The organism is Caballeronia sp. AZ1_KS37 (assembly GCF_023631165.1).
In the GTDB taxonomy this organism is placed as follows: domain Bacteria; phylum Pseudomonadota; class Gammaproteobacteria; order Burkholderiales; family Burkholderiaceae; genus Caballeronia; species Caballeronia zhejiangensis.
Map to the genome: position 1 here is coordinate 395,884 of NZ_JALQDP010000001.1, position 22,429 is coordinate 418,312.

The window sequence follows — 22,429 nt, forward strand, 5'->3', positions numbered from 1 at the left end:
ATGAGCCCGAGCGCGGTTACTTGCGCACGCTGAGTCCGATCGCCGTCGGCTTGATAGAAGCGTCACGCGGTCGTCCGGATCAGCCGCTTCAGCCGCCGGAAGTCGCGCTCGCCAAAATCGAACAGTCCCTCGGCGTCACGTTCGAGCCGAAGCGATTCAACGACTGGCCCACGGCCGCATCGGCGTTTCAACGCGGCGAAATCGAAATGATCGTCGCACCGAGCCCGCCCGGAACCTTGAACTACGCGATGCATTCCGATTTGCAGCCGCTCGACCTGTTGATCAAGCGGGCGTTCAGGCAAGCCGAGACGCAAGCCGTCGCCAGGCAGGCGGCATCCGCGACCACGCATATCTCCGCGTTGCGCTTGCTGCCTGCGCTCATCGGCATCGCAGCCGTCTTGTTCGTGACGCTGCGCGCTTTCGTCCGATTGCAGCAGGAAATGGGACGGCGCATGGAGACCGAGCAGCGTCTGGCTACGCAACTCAGTTTCCAGCAGACCATGATGGAGGTGGTGCCGTATCCCCTCGTCGCGAAGGACATGCAGAATCGCTACATCGCGGTGAATCGTGCCTTCGAAGAAGCGCTCGGCGTTCGACGCGGAGACGTTCTCGGACGCACGAGCGTCGAAGTCACGGCGTGGGGAGACGCGCACAGCCGCGTGCTTCACGAGTTGACCAGCACGACGCTCAAAACGGGTCAACGTCAGGAAGTCGAAGCGGAATTTGCCGACAACAGCAATCACTCGCGCTGCGGGCTTTTCTGGACGGGCGCGTTCAATGCGTCGAACGGGGAGCGAGCGGGCGTCGTCGGCACGATGATCGACATCACCGATATTCGCGACGCCGAAACGCGCGCGCGGCAAACCGAGCGGCGTCTTCACGACGTGACGCGATCGCTGCCGGCGGTCGTGTTCCAGTTGCGCCGCGCGAGCGACGGCACGTACAGCCTTCCTTATATCGATGGCGATACGCGTCAGTTGCTCGGTCTGGACGTCGCCGCTCTGGCCGACGATCCGATTCACGCGCTGACGCACGTCCACGACGAAGACAGCGCCCGGCTTCTCGCGGAAATCGAAACTTCGGCGCGGACACTCGAGCCGCTGCACACCGAGTTTCGTTCGACGGTGGAAGGCGTGCACCGCTGGATTCGCGCGGATCTCGTCGCGCACCGCGAAGACGACGGCGCCGTGGTCTGGAGCGGCTATTGGGCCGACGCGAGTGTCGAGCACGCCCGCGCCGACGAACTCGCCCGCGCGCGCGACGCCGCCGAAGCCGCATCGCGCGCGAAGGACGACTTCCTCGCGATGATGAGTCATGAAATCCGTACGCCGATGAACGGCGTGCTCGGGCTCGTCGAAGTGCTCGAAAATACGCGTCTGAACCCCGACCAGTCGCAAATGCTCGGCATGATTCAGGATTCGGCGAGCGCGCTCCTGCAGATTCTGGACGATCTCCTCGACTATTCGAAGATCGAGGCCGGCAGGCTGACGATCGAGTCCACGCCGATCGATTTGCGCGAACTCGTCGATAGTGCGGTGGGCCTGCTCGCCGCAAGAGCGCACGAAAAGGGCCTGCGCGTGCGCGTCGACGTGGCGCCCGAAGTGGCCGCGGCGGTCAGGGGCGACAGCGTGCGGCTCAGGCAGGTTCTCTTCAATCTTATGAGCAACGCGATCAAGTTCACGATCAAGGGCGATGTCGCGCTGCACGTTCGCGCGGTCGAGCACACCGAGTCGGCGCAGGTGATCGAACTGTGCGTGAAAGACACGGGCATCGGGATCGCTCCGGACGCGCAGCGAAGCCTCTTCGAGCCGTTCGTGCAAGCTGAAACCTCCACGACGCGGCGCTTCGGCGGCACCGGGCTCGGCCTGACGATCTGCAATCGTCTCGTCGCGCTGATGGGCGGCGCGATGAGCCTTGAAAGCGCGCTGGGCGTCGGCACGGCAATGACCGTTCGTCTCACGATGCCCGTCGAGACCTTGCATTATCAGATCGACGGATTGCGCGGCAAGCGAGGCATCGTGGCGATCGACGACGATCGCGTCGCGGCGGCCCTCGTGCACTATGGCGAGGCGCTTGGTCTGCAATTGCTGCGCTACACGCCCGACGAACTCGCGCGATCAGAACACGAGTTGCTCGAAGACATCGAGATCGTCTTTCTGAGCGATACGCACAAGCACGCTTCGCCATCCGCTTCGCGTGTGATCCACGTAACCGAAAAGCCGAAGCCGACGGGATACCGCATTCTCGAAGACGACATCCGCGTGAGCGTCAATCCGATTTCATGGCACGGCCTCGGCGCGGCCTGCGTCGCCGCATTGACAGGCATGCCGCAGGTCGCATCGGGCGTCACGCATTCGCACGAAGCGAAGATGGTGGCGCCCGACCGGGAAGACGCGCTGCGCAGCGGCAGGCTCGTGCTCGTCGCCGAAGATCATCCGGTGAATCAGGAGCTGATTCGAAATCAGCTTACCCTGCTGGGTTTCGCGTGCGATGTCGTGCACGACGGCGCCGAGGCATACGCTGCCCTCGCTGACACCCGATACGGATTCCTGATTACCGATTGCCACATGCCGAACATGACGGGCTACGAACTGGCTCGACGCATCCGTTCGGATGAAGCCGGCGCGTCGCGTCGCTTGCCGATCCTCGGCGTCACGGCGAGCACGGCGCCCGACGAATTGCGCAAGTGCCGTGAGGCGGGCATGGACCACTGTCTCGTGAAGCCGACCCGGCTCGCTACGTTGCGGGAGCATCTGAACCGATGGTGGATCACGAATGAACGCACGCCCGAAGCCGAGACACATTCCGCTCAGGGAACCGATGTGCCGGCCCGCTACGATGACGAACTCGATCTGAGCGCCATGGCGCAACTATGGGGCAGCGAAGCGACCGTCAAGGCATTGCTGGATGCGTTCGTGTCGTCGTTCCGCGAGGATCTCGTGGCGCTTCGGCAATTGCTCGATCGCGGCACGGTCGATGATCTGCGGGACTGGCATCATCGCGTCGTCGGGGCGGCGAGCGTGTTGCAGTATCGGCCGCTGCTCGGCGCGCTGGAGGAGTTTCGTCGCGATCTGCATGTGAAATCGCGCGACGTGCGCCGTCGCGAGGGACTTGCGTTGATCGCGCGATGCGAGCAGCTCGTGGACCGTATCCACGCGCAAGGCGCCGCAATTCTCTGACCGGGCGCGTTCTTATTCCGTAGGTGTGCAGGGACTCGCATCGGCGAGTTCGCCATCGCGGAAATAGGCGAGCGCGAAATCGACGAACGCGCGTGTCTTGGCCGAAACGTGCCGGCGTCCCGGGTAGACGATGGACACTTCCTTGTCAGCGTCCTTGAGCGTATGGCCGGGCAGCAGTCGCACGAGCGAACCCACCTCGATATCCTGCGCCACGTAGCTCTCCGGGAGCACCGCGATTCCCATTCCGGAAAGCGCCGCCTGCCGCAACATGTGCGAACTGTTCACGCTGTATGCCGGATCGAGTTCGACGCTTTCCGTCTCTCCCGACGGTCCGATGAAGGACCACGTCGATCCATGGATATCCGAAGACGGCGCGAGAAACTCATGTGACGCCAGCGATGCCGGCCCGACGGGCGCGCGGCGTTGCGCCAGATAAGCCGGTGCGGCGACGAGCACCGCCGCGACTCTCACCAACGGGCGGTTGATCAGCATGCCGCTGTTCACGAGATGCGGCACGACGATGCCGACGTCGAAGCCCTCCGCGACGAGATCGACCGGACGATGCAGCAGCGTCAAGCGCAACTTCACGTTCGGGTATCGCTCGCGGAATCCGCGCAGCATTGGCGTGAGTCCGAGCAATGAGAATGATGCCGACGCGACGAGCTTGAGCGTGCCCGAAGGATCGACCGAACTGTTCCCCACTGATGCTTCGATCGTCTCGATCTGTTCGATCACTGCACGGCAGCCGTCCGCATAGGCGCGACCGGCCTCGGTTAGCGACACGCTGCGCGTCGTGCGGTTCAGCAAGCGCGTGTTGAGATGCGCCTCGAGCAACGAGACGTAGCGCGTTATCACGGCGTTGGATAGATCGAGCGCGTTGGCGGCACGGCCGAACGATTCGGTTTCCGCCACTTTCAGGAAGACGCGCATCGCCTGGAGTTGATTCATTGAGCGATCGATGTGAGAAGCGCATTTCGAACGCTTCGAGTATGCCGATAAATGCCGGCGGCTAAAGCGCGGCCTCGCGTGCGCGATGTTAGAGCGCGATGACATGCTGGGGAATCGGAGTGTTCTGATCGGAGACGAATGTCTCAATGCGACCACTGTGGCATGAACGCAACTCGTGTCCATAGGCGCGTTCGCACGGCGCTAATCGGATGACGCGTAAGTCCATGCGGCCTAAGCGTTAACCCATCCCGAAATTGAACTTTTCGAATTATTCGAAAAGGTTTTTGTGATTCCTTTGGCGGTTTCTCAAAAATAGCGGGCAATAAACTTTGCCGTGCCGAATATCGGTGCTGAACAAGACGAGCGAAGACGGGAGTCCGAACTCGACAGGCGTTTGGCCTGAAGCAACCCATCGAGTCTCAAGACTCAAAGGAATACACATGAAAAAGACTCTGATCGTAACGGCCGTCGCCGCTCTGGCCGGTTCGTTCGCAACTGCTGCAAGCGCGCAAAGCAGCGTCACGCTGTATGGTCTGGTCGATGCGGGCCTGACGTACGTCAACAACGTGCAAGCTCCGTTCGGCGCAGGCTACGAAAAGGCAAGCGCGTGGGGCGTGACCAGCGGCAATCTGCAGAACAGCCGTTGGGGCTTGCGCGGCGCTGAAGACCTCGGCGGTGGCATGAAAGCCGTCTTCACGTTGGAAAACGGTTTCAACATCGCGAACGGCACCAGCGATGGTCGCCAGTTCGGCCGTCAGGCTTACGTCGGTCTGTCGATGGCGCAAGCGGGTACTCTGACGCTCGGTCGTCAGAACGACGCTGTTGCCGACTATCTCGGCCCGTTGAGCGCGACCGGCTCGTGGGGCGGCACGTACTTCGCGCACCCGGGCGATCTGGACAATCTGGACGGTAACGCTTTCCGCATTAACAACTCCATCAAGTTCGTGAGTGCGAACTATTCCGGCCTGTCGTTCGCTGGCGCATACGGCTTCTCGAACACCGCGGGCAGCTTCGCCGCAAACCGGGCATACAGCCTCGGTGCGGGCTATGCGAATGGTCCGTTCAAGTTCGGCGCGGCATACACGCAAGCGAACGGTTACAACTCGAACAACGTCGGCGCGATCACGGAGGTTCCGGTAACGCTGTTCACTCCGGCCGATCAAGACACAGCACGCGTGCGTACGTTCGGTGCGGGCGGTAGTTTCACGACCGGTGCTATGACGTTCGGTCTGGTTTGGACGCAGATCCGCCTCGACAACAATAGCAACGCCGCGCTTGATTCTTCGTCGATTACCAATAACTACGAAATCAACGGCCGCTACGCACTTAGCCCGGCACTGTCGGTTGGTGCGGCTTACACCTTCACGTACGCCAAGACCGAAGTTCCGCTGGATGAGTCCAGGCGCGTTCGCCGTCACCAGTTCGGTTTGCAGACGGACTATGCATTGTCCAAGCGCACCGACATCTATGCTGAAGGCGTTGTGCAGATCGCGAGCGGCGGTGGAGACGGCGTGTACCCGCGCGCTGCTATCAGCGGCGCAGGCGACGCTTCCTCGAGCAGCCGTCAGGTTCTCCTGACGACGGGTATCCGTCACCGCTTCTAAAGCGGTCAGAGCAGTACCAAGCTGTTGTAGCTAGCTAGAGAAGGGCGCCGCGAGGCGCCCTTTTCGCATGGGCGCGCCCGCTTTCATCGAAGGGAAATGCGTCACGCATTTGAATTGATCTACCATGGCGATGCGGTCCTCCCAGCAAAACGCGCACTGACCGCGACCAGGAGAGCAATGATGATCTCGACATGCCGACCACATGTCCGCTGGATACCCATTCTGCTGCTCGCGACGCTCGCCGCGAGCCCCGCTCACGCCGACTCCGTCGCGCTAAAAGCGAACCTCCAGCCTTCGAGCGAAGTTCCGCCGCGCGTGAGCAAAGGCCACGGCATCCTCGACGCCACTTTCGACACCGACACTAAAGTGCTGACTTGGACCGCGACTTATGCGGAGCTATCGGGTCCGGTGACGATGGCGCATTTCCACGGCCCCGCGCCGGTCGGACAGAACGCGAAGGTGCAAGTGCCCGTCGACAAGAAAGCGCTCGCGAGCCCGATGAAAGGACAAGCGACGCTGACGGACCCGCAAGTCACCGATCTCATGGCGGGTCAGTGGTATTTCAATATTCACACGCAGGAGAACCCGACCGGCGAGATACGCGGTCAGGTGGTGCCTGCCGATTGACGCTCGGCGACGATGAGTTGGCAAAGCGCCTTCGCGTGCTGGGTCGTAGCGAAACGCGTGCGTCCGCACAGCGCGCATCCCACGCTCGACGTCGAACTCGCGCGCGACTACGCGTCGCGCCGGCTCTGGTCGCCGCGCGTGCCGAAAGGATGGCGGCTCGACATCCGCGAGACAATCGGCGATGCACCGCTGCGCGGCGAATGGCTCATCCCGCCGACAACGCCGCGCGCAACGATTCTTTATCTGCACGGCGGCGGTTATTACTTTTGCTCGCCCCGCAGTCATCGAGCGATTACGTTCGGATTGGCGACCCGCGCGAATGCCAGCGTTTTCTCGCTTGATTATCGTCTTGCGCCGGAACATCGCTTTCCAGCGGCGCTCGACGATAGCGTCGCGGCCTATCGTCGGTTGCTCGAAAACGGGGTGCCGGCGCAATCGATCGTCATCGCGGGCGATTCCGCGGGCGGCGGCCTCGCGCTCGCGACGCTTCTCTCGCTGCGCGACGCAGGCGATCCGCTTCCGGCCGCAGCCGTGCTGTTTTCACCGTGGACGGATCTGACGTCCAGCGGCGAGTCGATGCGAACCAACGACGGCCGCGATCCGATGTATCACGCGTCGGCGTTTCCCAAAGTGGCCGAGCAATATCTCGGCGCGGCGGACGCGCGCAATCCTTACGCGTCGCCCGTTTTCGGGGATTACGAAGGCTTGCCGCCGCTCTTCGTCCAGGCCGGCGATACGGAATTGCTCCTCGACGACGCGACCCGCGTCGCAGCCAAAGCGCGCGCGGCGGGCGTGCGCGTCGAAATGGAAATCTGGCGCGGCGTGCCGCACATCTTCCAGATCTGGGCGCCGTTCATGCCCGAGGCGCGCGAAGCGCTCGCGCACGCCGCCGCATTCATCGAATCGACGGCGGCGGCGACGAATGCTCATCGCCCGCCCATGACCTCGATCGTCTGATACGCGCGCTCGACCGCCGACGCGCCGTATCGACGCTCGAGTCTGCGCACGGTGAAGTGCCCATGCGCCATCTGCTGGAAATGGTCGATGAACACGGTGTTGACCATCGCGCCGAGCACCGCGCCGATCGCCGGAATCGACTTCGCCGCGACCTGCTCGCTGACCTGCACCGAAAACCGCGATGCGACCGTCTGCAGGAACTTGAGCAGCGCCGTCGATCCGTGACTGCTCAGACCCTTGGCGGCGATCTCGTTTGTCGCGCGCGAGACCGACTGCGCAAGCGCGCCGCGCACGATGAAATAGCCGAGATCGGCGTTGTCGTCGTCGGTTTTGGTGCCGCCCATGCCGAGCACCATCATGCATTGCAATTGCGCCTCGACTCGATGCACGTCCTCGCCTTCGCTGCGCGCGATATCGCAGATCGAGCGGAACATCAGCGTCGTCGTAACGGGCAACTCGACAGGCAACGCGAACAGTCCGAATGCGCCGCCCGCCGCGCCGGTCGTCGCGACGGCGAGTTTGTGCATCAGGTTGTGCGGCTTGTCGGGCGGCGGCGCGAGTAGCGAATCGGAGGGCGCGCTCTTGCCGAGCGTGCGCAGCGCGACCTGAAGGCATTTCTTCAGCGCGAGCTGCGTCGCGTCGTCGACTTTTTCCTGCGCGGCGGCCGGCAAGCGGCCCATCAGCTTTTCGATGGGCGCGCCGACGACACTCGCCAGCTTCATCGTCAGCGACGGGCTTTCCAGCAATTCCTTCGCGCGGGCAAGGGCCGCGAAATCTTCGGTCGTAAGCGGCGAGGTGATGATCGGCGTCGGTTCCATGCGAGGGTTCTATCCGGGAAAAGGTAAGTTGACACGCAGAATTAGAGTGCGCGCCCGTGCTATGATTCCATTTCCGTTGACTAGTCAATCATTGCGCTTACAAAGATGGCCGTTCATACAGCCGCGCATCATTCCAGCGGGCAGGTGCTGCCTTTTCGCGAATCCCTCATGGCGATGCTGGGCGTTTCGTTCGTCACGATGCTCGTCGCGCTCGATCAGACTGTGGTCGGCACCGCGCTGCCGACGATCGTCGCGGAGCTTAAAGGCTTCGATCTCTACGCGTGGGTCGCCACGTCGTATCTTCTGACTTCCGTCATCACCGTGCCAATTTTCGGACGCCTCGGCGATTACTACGGCCGCAAGCCGTTCGTGATCGCGTCGATCGTCGTGTTCACCGTCGCCTCCGTGCTGTGCGGGCTCGCCAACCGCATGATGTTCCTCGTGCTCGCGCGCGGCTTGCAAGGCATCGGCGGCGGGATGCTCGTCGGCACGGCGTTCGCGTGCATCGCCGATCTTTTCCCCGATAACGTCGTGCGCCTGCGCTGGCAAGTGCTGATGAGTTCCGCGTTCGGCATCGCGAACGCGGTCGGGCCGTCGCTCGGCGGCTTCCTCACGCAGTATTACGGCTGGCGTTCGGTCTTCTACGTCAATCTGCCGGTGGGCATCGTGTCGCTCTTTTTCGTGTGGCGCTTCCTGCCGCATCTGCGGCACGTCGCGCATGAAGGCAAGATGCGCCTCGACTGGCCGGGCGCCGCGCTGATCGCGGTGGCGCTCGGCGCGCTGCAATTGTTCGTCGAAATGCTGCCGAAACACGGCTTCGGCGCGGAATCCGTCGCGCTGCTCGCGATGAGCGTCGCCGCCGGCTTCGCGCTGTGGAAGTGGGAAATGCGCTGCGATTACGCGATCCTGCCCATCGACATGTTTCGCAACAAGGCGCTCGCCGCGCTCTTCACGCTCGCGATTCTCGGCGGTTTCACGATGTTCTCGCTGCTCTTCTATGCGCCGCTGCTGTTCCAGGGCGGCTTCGGCATGTCGCCGAAGGACGCGGGCATGATGATTACGCCGCTCGTCGTGTTCATCACGATCGGCAGCATCGTGAACGGGCGCATCGTCACGCGCCTGAAGAACGCCAATCTGATGCTGTACGTCGGTTTCGCGCTGCTCGCGGTGTCGTGTCTCGGCACCGTCGTCGCGACGCACAACATGCCGCGTTCGCTGCTGCTCGTCATCATGCTGCTCGGCGGACTCGGCCTCGGCTTCGTCATGCCGAATCTCACCGTGTTCGCGCAACAGACCGCGGGCCGCGCGCATCTGGGCATCGCGACGGCGCTTTTGCAGTCGCTGCGCATGATCGGCGGGATGATCGGCACGGCGCTCACCGGCACGCTTGTCGCGCATCTCTATGCGAGCGGCGTGAATCTCGCGCTGGAAAAAGATCACGCGATGCATTGGGCCGCTGATCTCTCCGATCCGCAAATCCTCATCAATCGCGAAGGTCAGGAGACGCTGCTTGCGCAACTGAGCGCGGCGGGGCATAACGGCGCGATGCTGCTCGAAGCCGCGCGCGAAGCGCTCGTCGCCGCGATCCACATTGGTCTCGCGCTCGCGGCGGTGATCGCGGTGGTGTCGTTGTGGCAGTCGCGCCGCGTTCCGCCGGTGCGACTGAAAGGGCCGCAAGAGCCGGTCATCCTCGCCGAATGATAGAGAAAGAGCATGAATGAACAGGACCGTATCGCCGTGGTGCAGCAATTCGGGCGCACATATCGCGCGTTCATGTCGGCGTTCGAGACGGCCGTCGGCCAGCCGATGCCGCGCTGGCGCATTCTGCTCGCGTTGCACGAGCACGCGGGCGTGCTGTCGCAGAAGCGGCTCGTCGAGCATCTGAAAGTCGACCCGGGCGCGCTGACGCGTCAGCTAAAGACGCTGGAAGGACTCGGCTGGATCGTGCGCAGCGTCGATGCACGCGACAATCGCGTGTCGAATGTCGCGCTGACGGCGCAAGGACGCGCCATCGCGGAAGATGGTTTGCCGCGACGCAATGCGTTCCTTCACGACACGATGGCTTCGCTGCCCGACGAGGCCATCGAGGCCTTGTCGAGCGCGCTGCACATGTTCGAGGGACGCCTTCAGGAAGTGGCGGCCGCGAATGCCGCATCGGCGGCCGCGCTCGAAGAAAAGGCTTAGAAGAACGTTTCGATCACTTCGGTGACGCGATACTTCGGGTCGACGACCAGAATCTGACGCCACTTGTCGAACGTCAGGCACGGATGCGAGATATCGAACGCGATCATGTCGCCGACTTTCACGTCGTCGCCCGGCTTGATGCGCAAGTACGCGTGCTGATCCATCAGGCCGAAAATCTCCCAGCCTTCGTCGGGCGATACGTCACGCGGCGCTTCGTTGCCCGGACGATAATGCTTCGCCGGCTCCGGCATGCCCGCATCGAACGCGGAATCGCGCTTGCCCAGACCGATGATCGCGCGGTCCGGTTCCGGAATCGACTGCACGTACGCCCATAGTTGCAGCGCCGGCTTCAGACCTTGGCCCGTCTTCTTCGCGATAGGATTGCGCGCGAAAATCTCGTTCTGCGCTTTCTTGTAGATGCCGACGTCGTGCGTCAGATAGCAGCCCGGCCGCAGCACGACCTCGATCGCATCGCTGTTGGCCTTCGCGAACTCGTCGGCGACGACGTCGTACCACGCCGATCCCGCGCCCGACAGAATCGCCGGCTTGCGCGCGATCTTGCCTTCGCCGATCAGCTTGCGCGTGACATCGACCGCGCTCTTCAGAAACTCGCGCACCTTGGTTTCGTCCTGCAGCACGCCTTCATACAACTCGATGCCCGCGAGTTCGATCGTGCCGTTCCAGCGCGCGATCGCGGCGAGCACGGCATCGCGCTGCGCGTCATCGCGCACGCCGGTGCGTCCGCCCGGCACCCCGAGTTCGATCAGCACGTTCAGCTTCTTGCGCACCGAGCTGAAAAATTCGCCGAGCTGATCGACGCCATCGGCTGAATCGACGAGACAGAAGAACTCGAAACTCGCGTCCGTGAGCAATTCGGCGATCATGCCCATGTTGCGTTTGCCGACGAGCTGATTCGCCATCAGGACGCGATGCACGCCGCCGCGATACGCCGCGCGCACCTGATGCGCGGTCGCGAGCGTAATGCCCCACGCGCCGGTGTCGAGCTGACGGCGGAAAAGTTGCGGCGCCATCGTCGTCTTGCCGTGCGGCGCGAGCTTCACACCGTATTCGCCGACAAAATCCTGCATCCACTTCAGATTGTGTTCGATGCGATCCGAATAGAGGACGGCGGCGGGCAGACTCACGTCCTCTTCGAGCAGATTCCATTGCAGGCGCGACGCGTCGTTCAATTGGATGCCCGTGCCGGGCACCATTCCGAGGCCCTTGCCGAACGGGTCGATCGTCGCGTTCTGATAGTTTGTAACTTTCATGTGCTGCCACTCCATCGTCCGTTTAAATAAACCCCGCGCGCAGTGCGATGTGCGTCAAGGTTGACGGTGCCATGTTAACCAAAGTAGCATCCGGGAAGGAAATGTTATTTAGTAACACGGGCTCATCGTAAACCATGAACGGCCACGCCGACACGCTCAGTTTCGACATCGTCGCACGCATCGCGGAGCGGGCGCCCGAGTTGCGCGGGGCCGAGCGCAAGGTAGCCGCGCTGATTCTCGACGACATCGTGAGCGCGTCGCGCGCGAGCATCGGCGCGCTGGCGGACAAGGCCGAGGTCAGCGTCGCGACGGTGACGCGTTTCGCGAAAGCCGTCGGTTGCGAGGACGTGCGCGAACTGAAGCTGCGGCTCGCGCAGGCGGCGGGCGTCGGACAGCGTTTCTTCCGGCGCGACGCGGACGCCGTGCCCGATTCGCTCGCCGCGCGCATCTTCGAGGAAGTGCAGGCGACGCTCGCGCAGAATCAGGGCGCGCTCGCCGCCGCGCCGATCGCCGAAGCCGCGGATGCGCTCGCGGCCGCGTCGATGATCTACGTGTTCGGCATGGGCGGCGGCTCCACGGCGCTCGCCGACGAAATGCGCTTTCGCCTCGTGCGGCTCGGGCGGCCGGTCGCGTCGTATCAGGACGGGCTGTTGCAGCGCATGGTGGCGTCGACGTTATCGAAGGAACATGTGGTCGTCGCGCTTTCGGTGACGGGGCAGACGCCCGAGATCGTCGAAAGCTGCGCGCTGGCGAGGCAGTACGGCGCGCGCGTGATCGCGCTGACCGCGCCCGCATCGCCGCTCGGCGCGCTCGCGGACTGGCTGATTCCGGTCATCGCGATCGAAACGGATTTCATCTACAAGCCCTCGTCGTCGCGTTACGCGATGATGATGGCGCTCGATTTGCTCGTCACCGAACTGGCCGTCAAGCAGGCCGATCACAGCCGCGAACTGTTGCGCCGCATGAAGCACGCGCTCGATTCGCATCGCGGCGGCGGCGAGCGTCAACCCTTGGGAGACTGATCATGGAATCGTTGAAGGCCGACACGCTGATCGTCGGCGCGCGCGTGATCGACGGCACGGGCGCGCCCGCCGTCGAACGCGATGTCGCCGTGCGCGACGGACGCATCGTTGCGATCGAGGCGCCGGGCGGTCTCGCGGACTGGACCGCCGACGACGTGTTCGACGCGCAAGGCAAAGTGCTCGCGCCCGGTTTCATCGACGTCCACACGCACGACGACACGCACGTGATCCGCTCGCCGCAGATGATGCCGAAGATCACGCAGGGCGTGACGACGGTGATCGTCGGCAATTGCGGGATCAGCGCGTCGCCGGTGACGCTGAAGGGCGATCCGCCCGATCCGATGAACCTGCTCGGTGACGCCGCCGCGTTCGCGTACCCGACTTTCGCGTCTTACGTCGATGCCGTGAATGCCGCGCGCCCGACGGTGAATGTCGGCGCGCTCATCGGCCATACGGCGCTGCGCAACAATCATATGGACCGGCTGGATCGCGGCGCGTCCGCCGATGAAGTCGCCGCGATGCGCGCGCAGCTCGAAGAAGCGCTGGGTAACGGCGCGCTCGGATTGTCGAGCGGATTGGCGTATGGCTCGGCGTTCAGCGCGCCGCCCGAGGAAGTGCAGGCGCTCGCCGAGCCGCTCGCGAAAGCGGGCGCGCTCTACACGACGCACATGCGAACCGAGTTCGACGCCATTCTCGACGCGATGGACGAGGCGTATCGCGTCGGGCGTCATGCACGCGTGCCGGTGGTGATTTCGCATCTGAAGTGCGCGGGGCCGTCGAACTGGGGACGCAGCGCGGAAGTGCTCAAGTCGATCGAAGCGACGCGCGACGGGCAGCCGGTCGGATGCGATTGTTATCCGTATAACCGCAGTTCATCGACGCTGGACTTGAAGCAGGTGACGGGCGATATCGACATCACGATCACCTGGTCGACGCCGCATCCGGAGATGGCCGGCAAGCTGATCCGCGAAGTCGCCGACGAATGGAAGGTGACGCAGCAGGAAACGGCGAAGCGCTTGCAGCCGGCGGGCGCGGTGTATCACAACATGTCGGAAGACGACGTGCGGCGCATTCTTTCGCATCCCGCGACGATGGTCGGTTCGGACGGCTTGCCGAACGATCCGCTGCCGCATCCGCGTTTGTGGGGCGCGTTTCCGCGCGTGCTCGGCCACTATGCGCGCGACGAAGGCGTGCTGACGCTAGAAGAAGCCGTGCGCAAGATGACGAGCCTGTCGGCGCGGCGTTTCAGCATCGCGGAGCGCGGCGAAGTGAAGGTCGGCTATCACGCGGATCTGGTCGTGTTCGATCCGGAGCGCGTGATCGATTCGGCGACGTTCGCGAATCCGCAGCAGGCGGCGGACGGCATCGACGCGGTGTGGGTGAATGGCGTTTTGACGTATCGCGAGCAGGCCGTGACCGGCGCGCGAGCGGGACGTTTCGTGGCGCGCGGTTCGGCATCCAAGCTGGATGCGGCCGGCGCGTTTTGAGCACTGGTTCGAGTCAGGAAAAGGAGTCTGAAAGATGAAGCGTTATGGCGTGGAAGGTGGCAAGGGACAAGGCGGCGCGCATATGCCGTTCGCACGCGCGGTCGAGGCCGATGGCTGGCTGTTCGTGTCGGGCCAGACGCCGATGGAAGATGGCGAAGTGATCAACGGCGGCATCGTCGAGCAATCGCACAAGGCGATTCAGAACGTCATCGCGATTCTGAAGGAGGCGGGTTACGGCACCGAGCACGTCGTGCGCTGCGGCGTGTGGCTGGACGATCCGCGCGATTTCGCGTCGTTCAACAAGGTGTTCAAGGAGTACTTCGGCGCGAATCCGCCGGCGCGGGCTTGCGTGGTGTCGTCGATGGTGATCGACTGCAAGGTCGAGGTGGATTGCGTGGCTTATAAGAAGGCGTAAGAAGGCGAACATGCGATCGCGGCTCTGATTCCTGTGAAGCAGAGCCGCGTCGTTATTCACTGCCGCGCCAGCCGCGCATTATCCGGCATCGGCAAGTTGAAATTCGTTCTGAACGGATTGATATCCAGCCCGCCGCGCCTCGTATAACGCGCATACACCGCGAGCCGTTCCGTTTTGCACTCCCGCATGATGTCCATGAAGATGCGCTCGACGCATTGCTCATGAAACCCCGTATGTTCGCGGTAAGACACGATATACCGCAGCAATCCCGCGTGATCGATCTGCCCGCCGTAATAGCGGATCTGCACGCTGCCCCAGTCCGGCTGTCCCGTAACCGGGCAATTCGATTTCAACAGGTTCGAAAACAACGTCTCGTCGACGGGCGCTTCATCGTGCGCGGCCTTCAATAACGAAGGATCCGGCGAGAAAACATCGCAATCGAGATCGAGCCGGTCGAGCGACAAACCATCGAACTCTTCCATCGTGAGCTTGCCGAAATCGGCCGGCGCGGCGAGTTGCACCGAAACGGTCGCGCCGCAGACGGCGGACACATCGCGCTTGATTGCCGCGCGCACGTCGTCGATCGAATCGAATTGCGTCTGCGCGAACGAGCCGAGATACAGCTTGAACGACTTCGATTCCACGATGTTCGGCGAATCCGCCGGCACGAAGAACGTCGCGACCGCGATCTGCGGCTTGCCGCGCTTGTTCAGCCACGACAGCTCATACGCGTTCCAGATATCCGTGCCGAAGAACGGCAGACGCGCGGGCACGGCGATCGCATCGCGCGCGCGCTTGCGGTCGATCGGAAACAGCAGCGACGCATCGTACTGTTCGGTGTAATGGACGGGCTTGCCGAGCGGAGATTGATCGGGTGTCATGATGCGTTCGCTATGCCGCTGAGAACGTGCCCCGTCGCGGTGACGACGCGAGCCGATTCGCAGTGGCGAATTTGATCGTCGAAGAAAAAGTCGGGCTCGAATTCGCGCAGGAATTCTCCCTTGTCGAGTCCGCCGAGAAACATCGCTTCGTCGATTTCGATGTTCCACGCCATCAGCGTGCGGATCGCGCGCTCGTGCGCCGGCGCGGACCGCGCGGTGACGAGCGCCGTGCGGATGTGCATCGGCTGATCGTCGTGATCGTCGGCGATGCGCTGCAATTTGTTGAGCGCGGCGAGCAGCGGCTTAAGCGGACCGTCCGGCAGCGGCGACTCGCGTTTGTCCAATTCATGCCCGACGAACGCATGCAAACCATCGCTTTGAAACACGCGCTCGGCTTCGTCGGAAAAGAGCACGGCGTCGCCATCGAACGCGATGCGGATTTCGTCCGCGTAACGGCTCGCGGCGCGCGGCGTTTCCGGCAGCACGCGCGCGGCGGGAAAACCGGCGGCGAGCGCGTCGCGCACATCGTCCGGATTCGCCGATAGAAACAGCGACGCCCGCAAGGGTTTCAGATACGCAAACGGCGAACGGCCGCGCGTGAACACGCCGCGCTCGATCGCAAGTCCGTGTTCGCGGCACGAATGAAACGCGCGCAGCCCGCTGATCGGATCGCTGCGCGACAGGATCACCACTTCGACGCGCTGTTCATCCGCGTTCAGCGCGAGCAGCTTGCGGATCAGCCCGAACGCGACGCCGGGTTTCGCGGGCGTGTCGAGCCGCGAGCGTTGCAGCGCTTCGTATTGCGCGAGATCGCCGGTCTCGAAGACGCGGTTCTCTTCCTCGAAATCGAACAGCGCGCGCGACGAAATCGCGACGACGAGCTTGTCTTCGAGCGTGAACTTCGGCATTTCGATTTACGCCAGAAACAGCTTGTAGACCGGATTCGCGCCTTCGTCCCACCACGGATAGCCGAGCGTCGCGAGGAAGCGCTCGAACTCCGCGTTGTCCGACTGCGGCACCTGAATGCCGACGAGAATCGAGCTGTAATCCGCGCCCTGATTCCGGTAATGGAACAGGCTGATGTTCCAGTCGGGCGCCATCGACGAAAGGAACTTCATCAGCGCGCCCGGACGTTCCGGAAACTCGAAGCGCAACAGACGTTCGTCGCGCGCGAGCGGCGAATGTCCGCCGACCATGTAGCGAATGTGCTGCTTCGAGAGCTCATCGTGCGAAAGGTCGACGGTCGCGAAACCATGCTCGATGAACGACGACATCATCTGCGCGGTTTCCTTGCGCGACTTGATCTGCACGCCGACGAAGATATGCGCGGCTCTTTCATCGGCGATGCGGTAATTGAACTCGGTCACGCTGCGTGTGCCGACGAGCTCGCAGAAGCGCCGGAAGCTGCCGCGCTCTTCGGGAATCGTCACGGCGAACACGGCCTCGCGCGCCTCGCCGACTTCCGCGCGCTCCGCGACGAAGCGCATGCGGTCGAAGTTCATGTTCGCGCCCGACGTCACCGCGATGAGCGTCTTGCCCTCGATGCCCTCGCGCTCCGCGTACAGCTTCGCGCCCGCGACCGCGAGCGAGCCGGCGGGTTCGAGCACGCTCCGCGTGTCCTGGAAGACATCCTTGATCGCGGCGCAAAGGGCATCGGTATCGACGGTGATGACTTCATCGAGCAACTCGTTGCACAGCCGGAACGTTTCCTCGCCGACGAGCTTCACCGCCGTGCCGTCCGAAAACAGGCCGACTTCGGAGAGCGTCACGCGCTCGCCCGCCTTGATCGACTGCGCCATCGCGCAGGAATCCTCGGTCTGCACGCCGATCACCTTGATCTCCGGGCGCACCGCCTTGATGTACGCCGCGACGCCCGCAGCCAGCCCGCCGCCGCCGATCGGGCAGAAGATCGCGTGGATCGGACCCTGATGCTGGCGCAGGATTTCCATCGCCACCGTGCCTTGTCCGGCGATCACGTCCGGATCGTCGAACGGATGCACGAAGGTCAGGCCGCGCTCTTCCTGAAGCTGCACGGCGCGCGCGTAGGCGTCGCTGTACGACTCGCCCGCGAGCACGATTTCGACCGTCGGTCCGCCGTGCGCGCGAATCGCGTCGATCTTCACTTGAGGCGTGGTCGTCGGCACGGCGATCACCGCGCGGCAGCCGAGCCGCGCCGCCGACAGCGCCACGCCCTGCGCGTGGTTGCCCGCCGACGCCGTAATCACGCCGCGTGCGAGCACGTCTGCCGGGAGCTGCGCCATCTTGTTATAGGCGCCCCGAATCTTGAACGAGAAAACCGGCTGATTGTCCTCGCGCTTGAGGAACACGGAGTTGCGCAGGCGCGCGGACAGGTTGCGCGCGGGTTCGAGCTCGCTTTCACGCGCGACGTCGTACACGCGCGCGGTCAGCACTTTTTTCAGGTAGTCGGGATGTGTCATGCGAGAAATCGTCAGGCGGCCGCGATGCGCGCAGGTTTTTGAGAGCGAAAGCATCAATGATAGCGCCATCCGCGCGCGTTCCGGGCGCGCCGTGTGCTTCGACCGTCCGGACGGTCGTGTAAAAAAGCGTCGAAAATGACATGAACGCGTCGCGAATCCGCACGCAAAAGCCCCTTCTCGCTGCTAGCGCCCGCAAACGCGCGTTTGCCCGATGGGTTAGAATTTCCTTTTACGAATCAGCAATCAGGATCGGCAGATGCACCGGCAGCTTCGGATCGATTTTCTGGCGCATGTTTCCCGCGAGTCGCATCCCGCGGCGGAAAGGCATGCGCGCCACGCGCGATCGTGGCGTTGATCCAGGGCACACCGAAGGCGCTGTGACGAGCCCGGCGGCCTTCGCCAAGAGAAGTTTCATTCGAAAATTTGCGCCCCCACGCGCATCGCCGGCATTTCCGCTTTTCTAGCGCGAGCGCCGGCACACCGAACCGTCGAACATGAACGCACCTCAAGCCTTCGATCCGAACGGCGCCCATGCCGCCTTGGCGCTCGATATCGAGCCGCGTCTCCGCGAAATTCCCTATAACTACACGTCGTTTTCCGATCGTGAAATCGTCATGCGGCTCCTCGGCGACGAAGCCTGGGCCGTGCTCGACGAACTGCGCAACGAGCGCCGCACCGGCCGTTCGGCGCGCATGCTGTACGAAGTGCTCGGCGACATCTGGGTCGTGCGGCGCAATCCGTATCTGCAGGACGACCTGCTCGACAATCCGAAACGCCGGGCGCTGCTCGTCGAAGCGCTGAATCACCGTCTCGCCGAAATCGAAAAGCGCCGCAGCGCCGATCTCACCGCGCATAGCGACGAAGCCGGCAGCCGCGAACGCGCCGAGCGCGTGCAGTTGCTGGTCGCCGCCGCGCGCCGCGCCGTCGATGATTTCGCCGCCGAGTTCGGCCGCATGGCCGACTTGCGCCGCCGCGCGTCGCGTGTTCTGGGCAAGGAAACGCAGAAGGACAACATCAAGTTCGACGGCCTGTCGCGCGTCGCGCACGTCACCGATGCAACCGACTGGCGCGTCGAATACCCGTTCGTCGTGCTGACGCCGGACACCGAAGCCGAAATCGCCGGACTCATCAAGGCGTGCTTCGAACTCGGGCTTACCGTTATTCCGCGCGGCGGCGGCACCGGCTACACCGGCGGCGCGATTCCGCTCACGCCGTTTTCGGCGGTCATCAACACGGAAAAGCTGGAACAGCTCGGTCCCGTCGAAATGACGGATCTGCCGGGCGTCGATCACAAGGTCGCGACGATTTTCTCCGGCGCGGGCGTGGTCACGCGGCGCGTCACCGAAGCGGCGGAGCAGGCGGGCTTCGTGTTCGCCGTCGATCCGACTTCGCTCGATGCGTCGTGCGTCGGCGGCAATGTCGCGATGAACGCGGGCGGCAAGAAGGCGGTGTTGTGGGGCACGGCGCTCGACAACCTCGCGTGGTGGCGCATGGTCGATCCGGAAGGCAACTGGCTCGAAGTCACGCGTCTCGATCACAACTGCGGCAAGATTCACGACGTCGAAGTGGCGCGTTTCCGGCTCGACTGGTTCGACGGCAATCGTCCGCCGGGCGAGAAGCTGCTGCGCACCGAAAGCCTCGACATCGCCGGGCGCACGTTCCGCAAGGAAGGGCTCGGCAAGGACGTCACCGATAAATTCCTCGCCGGGCTGCCCGGCGTGCAGAAGGAAGGCTGCGACGGTCTCATTACGTCCGCGCGCTGGATTTTGCACAAGATGCCCGCGCATACGCGCACCGTCTGCCTCGAATTCTTCGGCCAGGCGCGCGATGCGATTCCGAGCATCGTCGAAATCAAGGACTATCTGTTCGAGACGTCGAAGCAGGGCGGCGCGATCCTCGCCGGCCTCGAACATCTCGACGAACGCTATCTGCGCGCGGTCGGCTACGCGACCAAGAGCAAGCGCAACGCGTTTCCGAAGATGGTGCTGATCGGCGATATCGTCGGCAATGACGCCGATGCCGTCGCCGCCGCCACATCGGAAGTCGTGCGCATGGCGAACGGCAAGAGCGGCGAAGGCTTCGTCGCGGTGAACGCCGAGGCGCGCAAGCGTTTCTGGCTCGACCGCTCGCGCACGGCCGCCATCGCGAAGCACACGAACGCGTTCAAGATCAACGAAGACGTCGTGATTCCGCTCAATCGCATGGGCGAGTACACGGACGGCATCGAGCGCATCAACATCGAGTTGTCGCTGAAGAACAAGCTGCAACTCGTCGACGCGCTCGAAGCGTTCTTCCGCAACGGCAAGCTGCCGCTCGGCAAGTCCGACGACGCGAACGAAATTCCGAGCGCCGAACTGCTCGAAGACCGCGTGCAGCAGGCGCTCGATCTGCTGAAGCGCGTGCGTGAGCGCTGGACGTTCGTCGGCGACAAGCTCGACATGTCCTTGCGCGAGGCGCAGCACTATCTCGTCAATCTCGGCTACGAAGCGCTCGCGGAAAAGTTCGCGGATCGCGTCGACATTCAGCCTGACGCCAACGTGTTCCATGTCGCGCAGGACCGTACGGTGCGCGTGTCGTGGAAGCAGGAAATCCGCGCGGAACTGCGCCAGATCTTCAACGGCGGCGAGTTCAAGCCGATCCTCGACGAAGCGCAGGCCATCCACAAGCAAGTGCTGCGCGGGCGCGTCTTCGTCGCGCTGCACATGCATGCGGGCGATGGCAACGTGCACACGAACATTCCCGTCAACTCCGACAATTACGCGATGCTGCAGGACGCGCATCACGCGGTCGCGCGCATCATGAAGCTCGCGCGTTCGCTGGACGGCGTGATCTCGGGCGAGCACGGCATCGGCATCACGAAGCTGGAATTCCTGACCGAAGACGAAATCGGCGATTTCCGCGCGTACAAGCAGCGCGTCGATCCGCATGGCCGCTTCAACAAGGGCAAGCTGTTCGACGGCGCCGATCTGCGCAACGCCTACACGCCGTCGTTCGGGCTGATGGGCTACGAGTCGATCATCATGCAGCAGTCGGATATCGGCGCGATTTCCGAGTCGATCAAGGACTGCCTGCGCTGCGGCAAGTGCAAGCCGGTCTGCGCGACGCACGTGCCGCGCGCGAACCTGCTCTACAGCCCGCGCAACAAGATTCTCGCGACGTCGCTGCTCGTCGAAGCGTTCCTGTACGAAGAGCAGACGCGCCGCGGCGTGTCGATCAAGCACTGGGACGAGTTCAACGACGTCGCCGATCACTGCACGGTCTGTCACAAGTGCGTGACGCCGTGTCCGGTGAAGATCGATTTCGGCGACGTGTCGATGAACATGCGCAATCTGCTGCGCAAGATGGGCAAGAAGAAGTTCAACGCCGGCAACGCGGCGGGCATGTTCTTCCTGAACGCGACCAATCCGCAGACCATCAATCTCGCGCGCAACGTGATGATGGACTTCGGCTACAAGGCGCAGCGTTTCGGCAACGATGTGCTGAAGAAGATCGTCAAGAAGCAGACGGCGCAGCCGCCCGCGACGGTCGGCAAGCCGCCGGTCGTGACGCAGGTGATCCACTTCGTCAACAAGAAGATGCCGGGCAATTTGCCGAAGAAGACGGCGCGCGCGCTGCTGGATATCGAGGACAACAAGATCGTTCCGATCATCCGCAATCCGCAGACGACCACCGTCGATTCGGAAGCCGTGTTCTATTTCCCCGGCTGCGGCTCGGAACGTCTCTTCTCGCAAGTCGGGCTCGCGACGCAAGCGATGTTGTGGGAAGCGGGCGTTCAGACCGTGTTGCCGCCGGGCTATCTGTGCTGCGGCTATCCGCAGCGCGGTTCCGGCCAGTACGACAAGGCCGAGAAGATCGTCACCGACAATCGCGTGCTGTTCCATCGCGTCGCGAATACGCTGAACTATCTCGATATCAAGACCGTGGTCGTGTCGTGCGGAACGTGCTACGACCAGCTCGCGGGCTATGAATTCGAGAAGATCTTCCCGGGCTGCCGGATCATCGACATTCACGAGTTCCTGCTCGAGAAGAACATGAAGCTCGACGGCGTGACCGGCACGCGCTACATGTATCACGATCCGTGTCACTCGCCGATCAAGACGATGGACCCGGTCAAGCTCGTCAACGATCTGATGGGTTCGCAGAACGACGGCTACAAGATCGAGAAGAACGATCGATGCTGCGGCGAATCGGGCACGCTGGCGGTCACGCGTCCGGACATCTCGACGCAAGTGCGCTTCCGCAAGGAAGAAGAGATTCGCAAGGGCGCGGCCAAGTTGCGCGGCATTCCGCTCGTCGCGGAAGCGGGCTCGAACGCGATCAATCCGATGAACGCGTCTGCGGGCTCGGCCGGCGCGGCGCCCGGTTCGGTGCTCTCCGCAGGCGATGGCGCGCAGACCAACGGCACGGACGTGAAAATCCTGACGAGCTGCCCGTCGTGCCTGCAAGGTCTGTCGCGCTACAACGAGGACGCCAACGTCGAGGCGGACTATATCGTCGTGGAAATGGCGCGCAAGGTGCTCGGCGAAAACTGGATGGAACAGTACGTCGAACGCGCGAACAATGGCGGTATCGAGCGCGTGCTGGTGTAATAGCGAAAT

The 22,429-nt window shown here is 63.3% G+C and carries 16 protein-coding genes; 10 read left to right on the plus strand and 6 right to left on the minus strand.

From position 1 onward, the window contains the following. Nucleotides 1-20 precede the first annotated feature (20 nt). Complete coding sequence (locus NCS00_RS01940) at nt 21-3,179, plus strand: ATP-binding protein (RefSeq protein WP_034470558.1); 3,159 nt, start codon at nt 21-23, stop codon at nt 3,177-3,179. Between the two features lie 12 nt (nt 3,180-3,191). On the opposite strand, the gene NCS00_RS01945 is transcribed toward NCS00_RS01940, so the two are convergent. Then, nucleotides 3,192-4,127, minus strand: a complete 936-nt coding sequence (locus NCS00_RS01945) for a LysR family transcriptional regulator (RefSeq protein WP_008351657.1) — start codon at nt 4,125-4,127, stop codon at nt 3,192-3,194. A gap of 440 nt (nt 4,128-4,567) precedes the next feature. Between NCS00_RS01945 and NCS00_RS01950 the strand changes: the two genes are divergently transcribed. From NCS00_RS01950 to NCS00_RS01960, 3 genes are all read left to right on the plus strand, one after another. Next, nucleotides 4,568-5,731: a porin gene (locus tag NCS00_RS01950; protein WP_034470561.1), complete on the plus strand. Its 1,164-nt coding sequence runs from the start codon at nt 4,568-4,570 to the stop codon at nt 5,729-5,731. A gap of 180 nt (nt 5,732-5,911) precedes the next feature. After that, nucleotides 5,912-6,358: a CHRD domain-containing protein gene (locus tag NCS00_RS01955; RefSeq protein WP_008351655.1), complete on the plus strand. Its 447-nt coding sequence runs from the start codon at nt 5,912-5,914 to the stop codon at nt 6,356-6,358. Between the two features lie 12 nt (nt 6,359-6,370). Then, on the plus strand, nt 6,371-7,315 hold the full coding sequence (locus tag NCS00_RS01960; RefSeq protein ID WP_034470564.1) for an alpha/beta hydrolase: 945 nt from the start codon (nt 6,371-6,373) through the stop codon (nt 7,313-7,315). Here the strand turns inward: NCS00_RS01960 and NCS00_RS01965 are convergent. After that, nucleotides 7,285-8,133 carry an EcsC family protein gene (locus tag NCS00_RS01965; RefSeq protein ID WP_008351653.1) on the minus strand — a complete coding sequence of 283 codons (849 nt, stop codon included), beginning with the start codon at nt 8,131-8,133 and terminating at the stop codon, nt 7,285-7,287. The two genes, NCS00_RS01960 and NCS00_RS01965, sit on opposite strands and share 31 nt — an antisense overlap. Nucleotides 8,134-8,238: 105 nt before the next feature. On the opposite strand from NCS00_RS01965, the gene NCS00_RS01970 reads away from it, so the two are divergent. Together NCS00_RS01970 and NCS00_RS01975 are read left to right on the plus strand one after the other, a co-directional pair. Beyond that, entirely contained in the window at nt 8,239-9,834 is a 1,596-nt protein-coding gene (locus NCS00_RS01970) for an MFS transporter (RefSeq protein ID WP_034470566.1), read from the plus strand. Nucleotides 9,835-9,846: 12 nt separating this feature from the next. Next, nucleotides 9,847-10,317 carry a MarR family winged helix-turn-helix transcriptional regulator gene (locus NCS00_RS01975; RefSeq protein WP_008351651.1) on the plus strand — a complete coding sequence of 157 codons (471 nt, stop codon included), beginning with the start codon at nt 9,847-9,849 and terminating at the stop codon, nt 10,315-10,317. On the opposite strand, the gene NCS00_RS01980 is transcribed toward NCS00_RS01975, so the two are convergent. After that, nucleotides 10,314-11,588, minus strand: a complete 1,275-nt coding sequence (locus tag NCS00_RS01980) for an amino acid deaminase (protein WP_034470788.1) — start codon at nt 11,586-11,588, stop codon at nt 10,314-10,316. The two genes, NCS00_RS01975 and NCS00_RS01980, sit on opposite strands and share 4 nt — an antisense overlap. A gap of 134 nt (nt 11,589-11,722) precedes the next feature. Between NCS00_RS01980 and NCS00_RS01985 the strand changes: the two genes are divergently transcribed. Genes NCS00_RS01985 through NCS00_RS01995 form a run of 3 tightly spaced genes read left to right on the plus strand, consistent with a single transcriptional unit; the run spans nt 11,723 to nt 14,512 of the window. After that, a complete protein-coding gene (locus tag NCS00_RS01985; protein ID WP_034470568.1) occupies nt 11,723-12,610 on the plus strand; it encodes a MurR/RpiR family transcriptional regulator in 888 nt (295 codons plus the stop codon). Nucleotides 12,611-12,612: 2 nt separating this feature from the next. Next, a complete protein-coding gene (locus NCS00_RS01990; protein WP_250438966.1) occupies nt 12,613-14,097 on the plus strand; it encodes an N-acyl-D-amino-acid deacylase family protein in 1,485 nt (494 codons plus the stop codon). Nucleotides 14,098-14,131: 34 nt separating this feature from the next. After that, entirely contained in the window at nt 14,132-14,512 is a 381-nt protein-coding gene (locus NCS00_RS01995) for a RidA family protein (protein WP_008351642.1), read from the plus strand. Between the two features lie 56 nt (nt 14,513-14,568). Here the strand turns inward: NCS00_RS01995 and queF are convergent, their stop codons facing one another. Genes queF through ilvA form a run of 3 tightly spaced genes read right to left on the minus strand, consistent with a single transcriptional unit; the run spans nt 14,569 to nt 17,831 of the window. Beyond that, nucleotides 14,569-15,393 (minus strand): NADPH-dependent 7-cyano-7-deazaguanine reductase QueF, encoded by an 825-nt coding sequence (gene queF / locus NCS00_RS02000; RefSeq protein ID WP_034470572.1) that lies wholly within the window; start codon nt 15,391-15,393, stop codon nt 14,569-14,571. Continuing rightward, nucleotides 15,390-16,301: a 5'-nucleotidase gene (locus NCS00_RS02005; protein ID WP_008351638.1), complete on the minus strand. Its 912-nt coding sequence runs from the start codon at nt 16,299-16,301 to the stop codon at nt 15,390-15,392. The genes queF and NCS00_RS02005 overlap by 4 nt, the downstream gene beginning before the upstream one ends. Nucleotides 16,302-16,307: 6 nt before the next feature. Then, complete coding sequence (gene ilvA, locus NCS00_RS02010) at nt 16,308-17,831, minus strand: threonine ammonia-lyase, biosynthetic (protein ID WP_008351636.1); 1,524 nt, start codon at nt 17,829-17,831, stop codon at nt 16,308-16,310. A gap of 494 nt (nt 17,832-18,325) precedes the next feature. Here ilvA and NCS00_RS02015 point away from each other — a divergent pair, with 494 nt between their 5' ends. After that, nucleotides 18,326-22,420, plus strand: a complete 4,095-nt coding sequence (locus NCS00_RS02015; protein WP_034470575.1) for a DUF3683 domain-containing protein — start codon at nt 18,326-18,328, stop codon at nt 22,418-22,420. The last annotated feature ends 9 nt before the right edge of the window (nt 22,421-22,429 follow it).

Excerpts from the sequence above, each read along its gene's own strand:
- NCS00_RS01960 (WP_034470564.1), top strand. The coding sequence starts at position 6,371 with ATGAGTTGGCAAAGCGCCTTCGCGTGCTGGGTCGTAGCGAAACGCGTG.
- queF (WP_034470572.1), bottom strand. The coding sequence starts at position 15,393 with ATGACACCCGATCAATCTCCGCTCGGCAAGCCCGTCCATTACACCGAA.
- NCS00_RS01990 (WP_250438966.1), top strand. The coding sequence starts at position 12,613 with ATGGAATCGTTGAAGGCCGACACGCTGATCGTCGGCGCGCGCGTGATC.
- NCS00_RS01950 (WP_034470561.1), top strand. The coding sequence starts at position 4,568 with ATGAAAAAGACTCTGATCGTAACGGCCGTCGCCGCTCTGGCCGGTTCG.
- NCS00_RS01980 (WP_034470788.1), bottom strand. The coding sequence starts at position 11,588 with ATGAAAGTTACAAACTATCAGAACGCGACGATCGACCCGTTCGGCAAG.
- NCS00_RS01995 (WP_008351642.1), top strand. The coding sequence starts at position 14,132 with ATGAAGCGTTATGGCGTGGAAGGTGGCAAGGGACAAGGCGGCGCGCAT.
- ilvA (WP_008351636.1), bottom strand. The coding sequence starts at position 17,831 with ATGACACATCCCGACTACCTGAAAAAAGTGCTGACCGCGCGCGTGTAC.
- NCS00_RS02005 (WP_008351638.1), bottom strand. The coding sequence starts at position 16,301 with ATGCCGAAGTTCACGCTCGAAGACAAGCTCGTCGTCGCGATTTCGTCG.
- NCS00_RS01975 (WP_008351651.1), top strand. The coding sequence starts at position 9,847 with ATGAATGAACAGGACCGTATCGCCGTGGTGCAGCAATTCGGGCGCACA.
- NCS00_RS01985 (WP_034470568.1), top strand. The coding sequence starts at position 11,723 with ATGAACGGCCACGCCGACACGCTCAGTTTCGACATCGTCGCACGCATC.
- NCS00_RS01970 (WP_034470566.1), top strand. The coding sequence starts at position 8,239 with ATGGCCGTTCATACAGCCGCGCATCATTCCAGCGGGCAGGTGCTGCCT.
- NCS00_RS02015 (WP_034470575.1), top strand. The coding sequence starts at position 18,326 with ATGAACGCACCTCAAGCCTTCGATCCGAACGGCGCCCATGCCGCCTTG.
- NCS00_RS01955 (WP_008351655.1), top strand. The coding sequence starts at position 5,912 with ATGATCTCGACATGCCGACCACATGTCCGCTGGATACCCATTCTGCTG.
- NCS00_RS01945 (WP_008351657.1), bottom strand. The coding sequence starts at position 4,127 with ATGAATCAACTCCAGGCGATGCGCGTCTTCCTGAAAGTGGCGGAAACC.
- NCS00_RS01965 (WP_008351653.1), bottom strand. The coding sequence starts at position 8,133 with ATGGAACCGACGCCGATCATCACCTCGCCGCTTACGACCGAAGATTTC.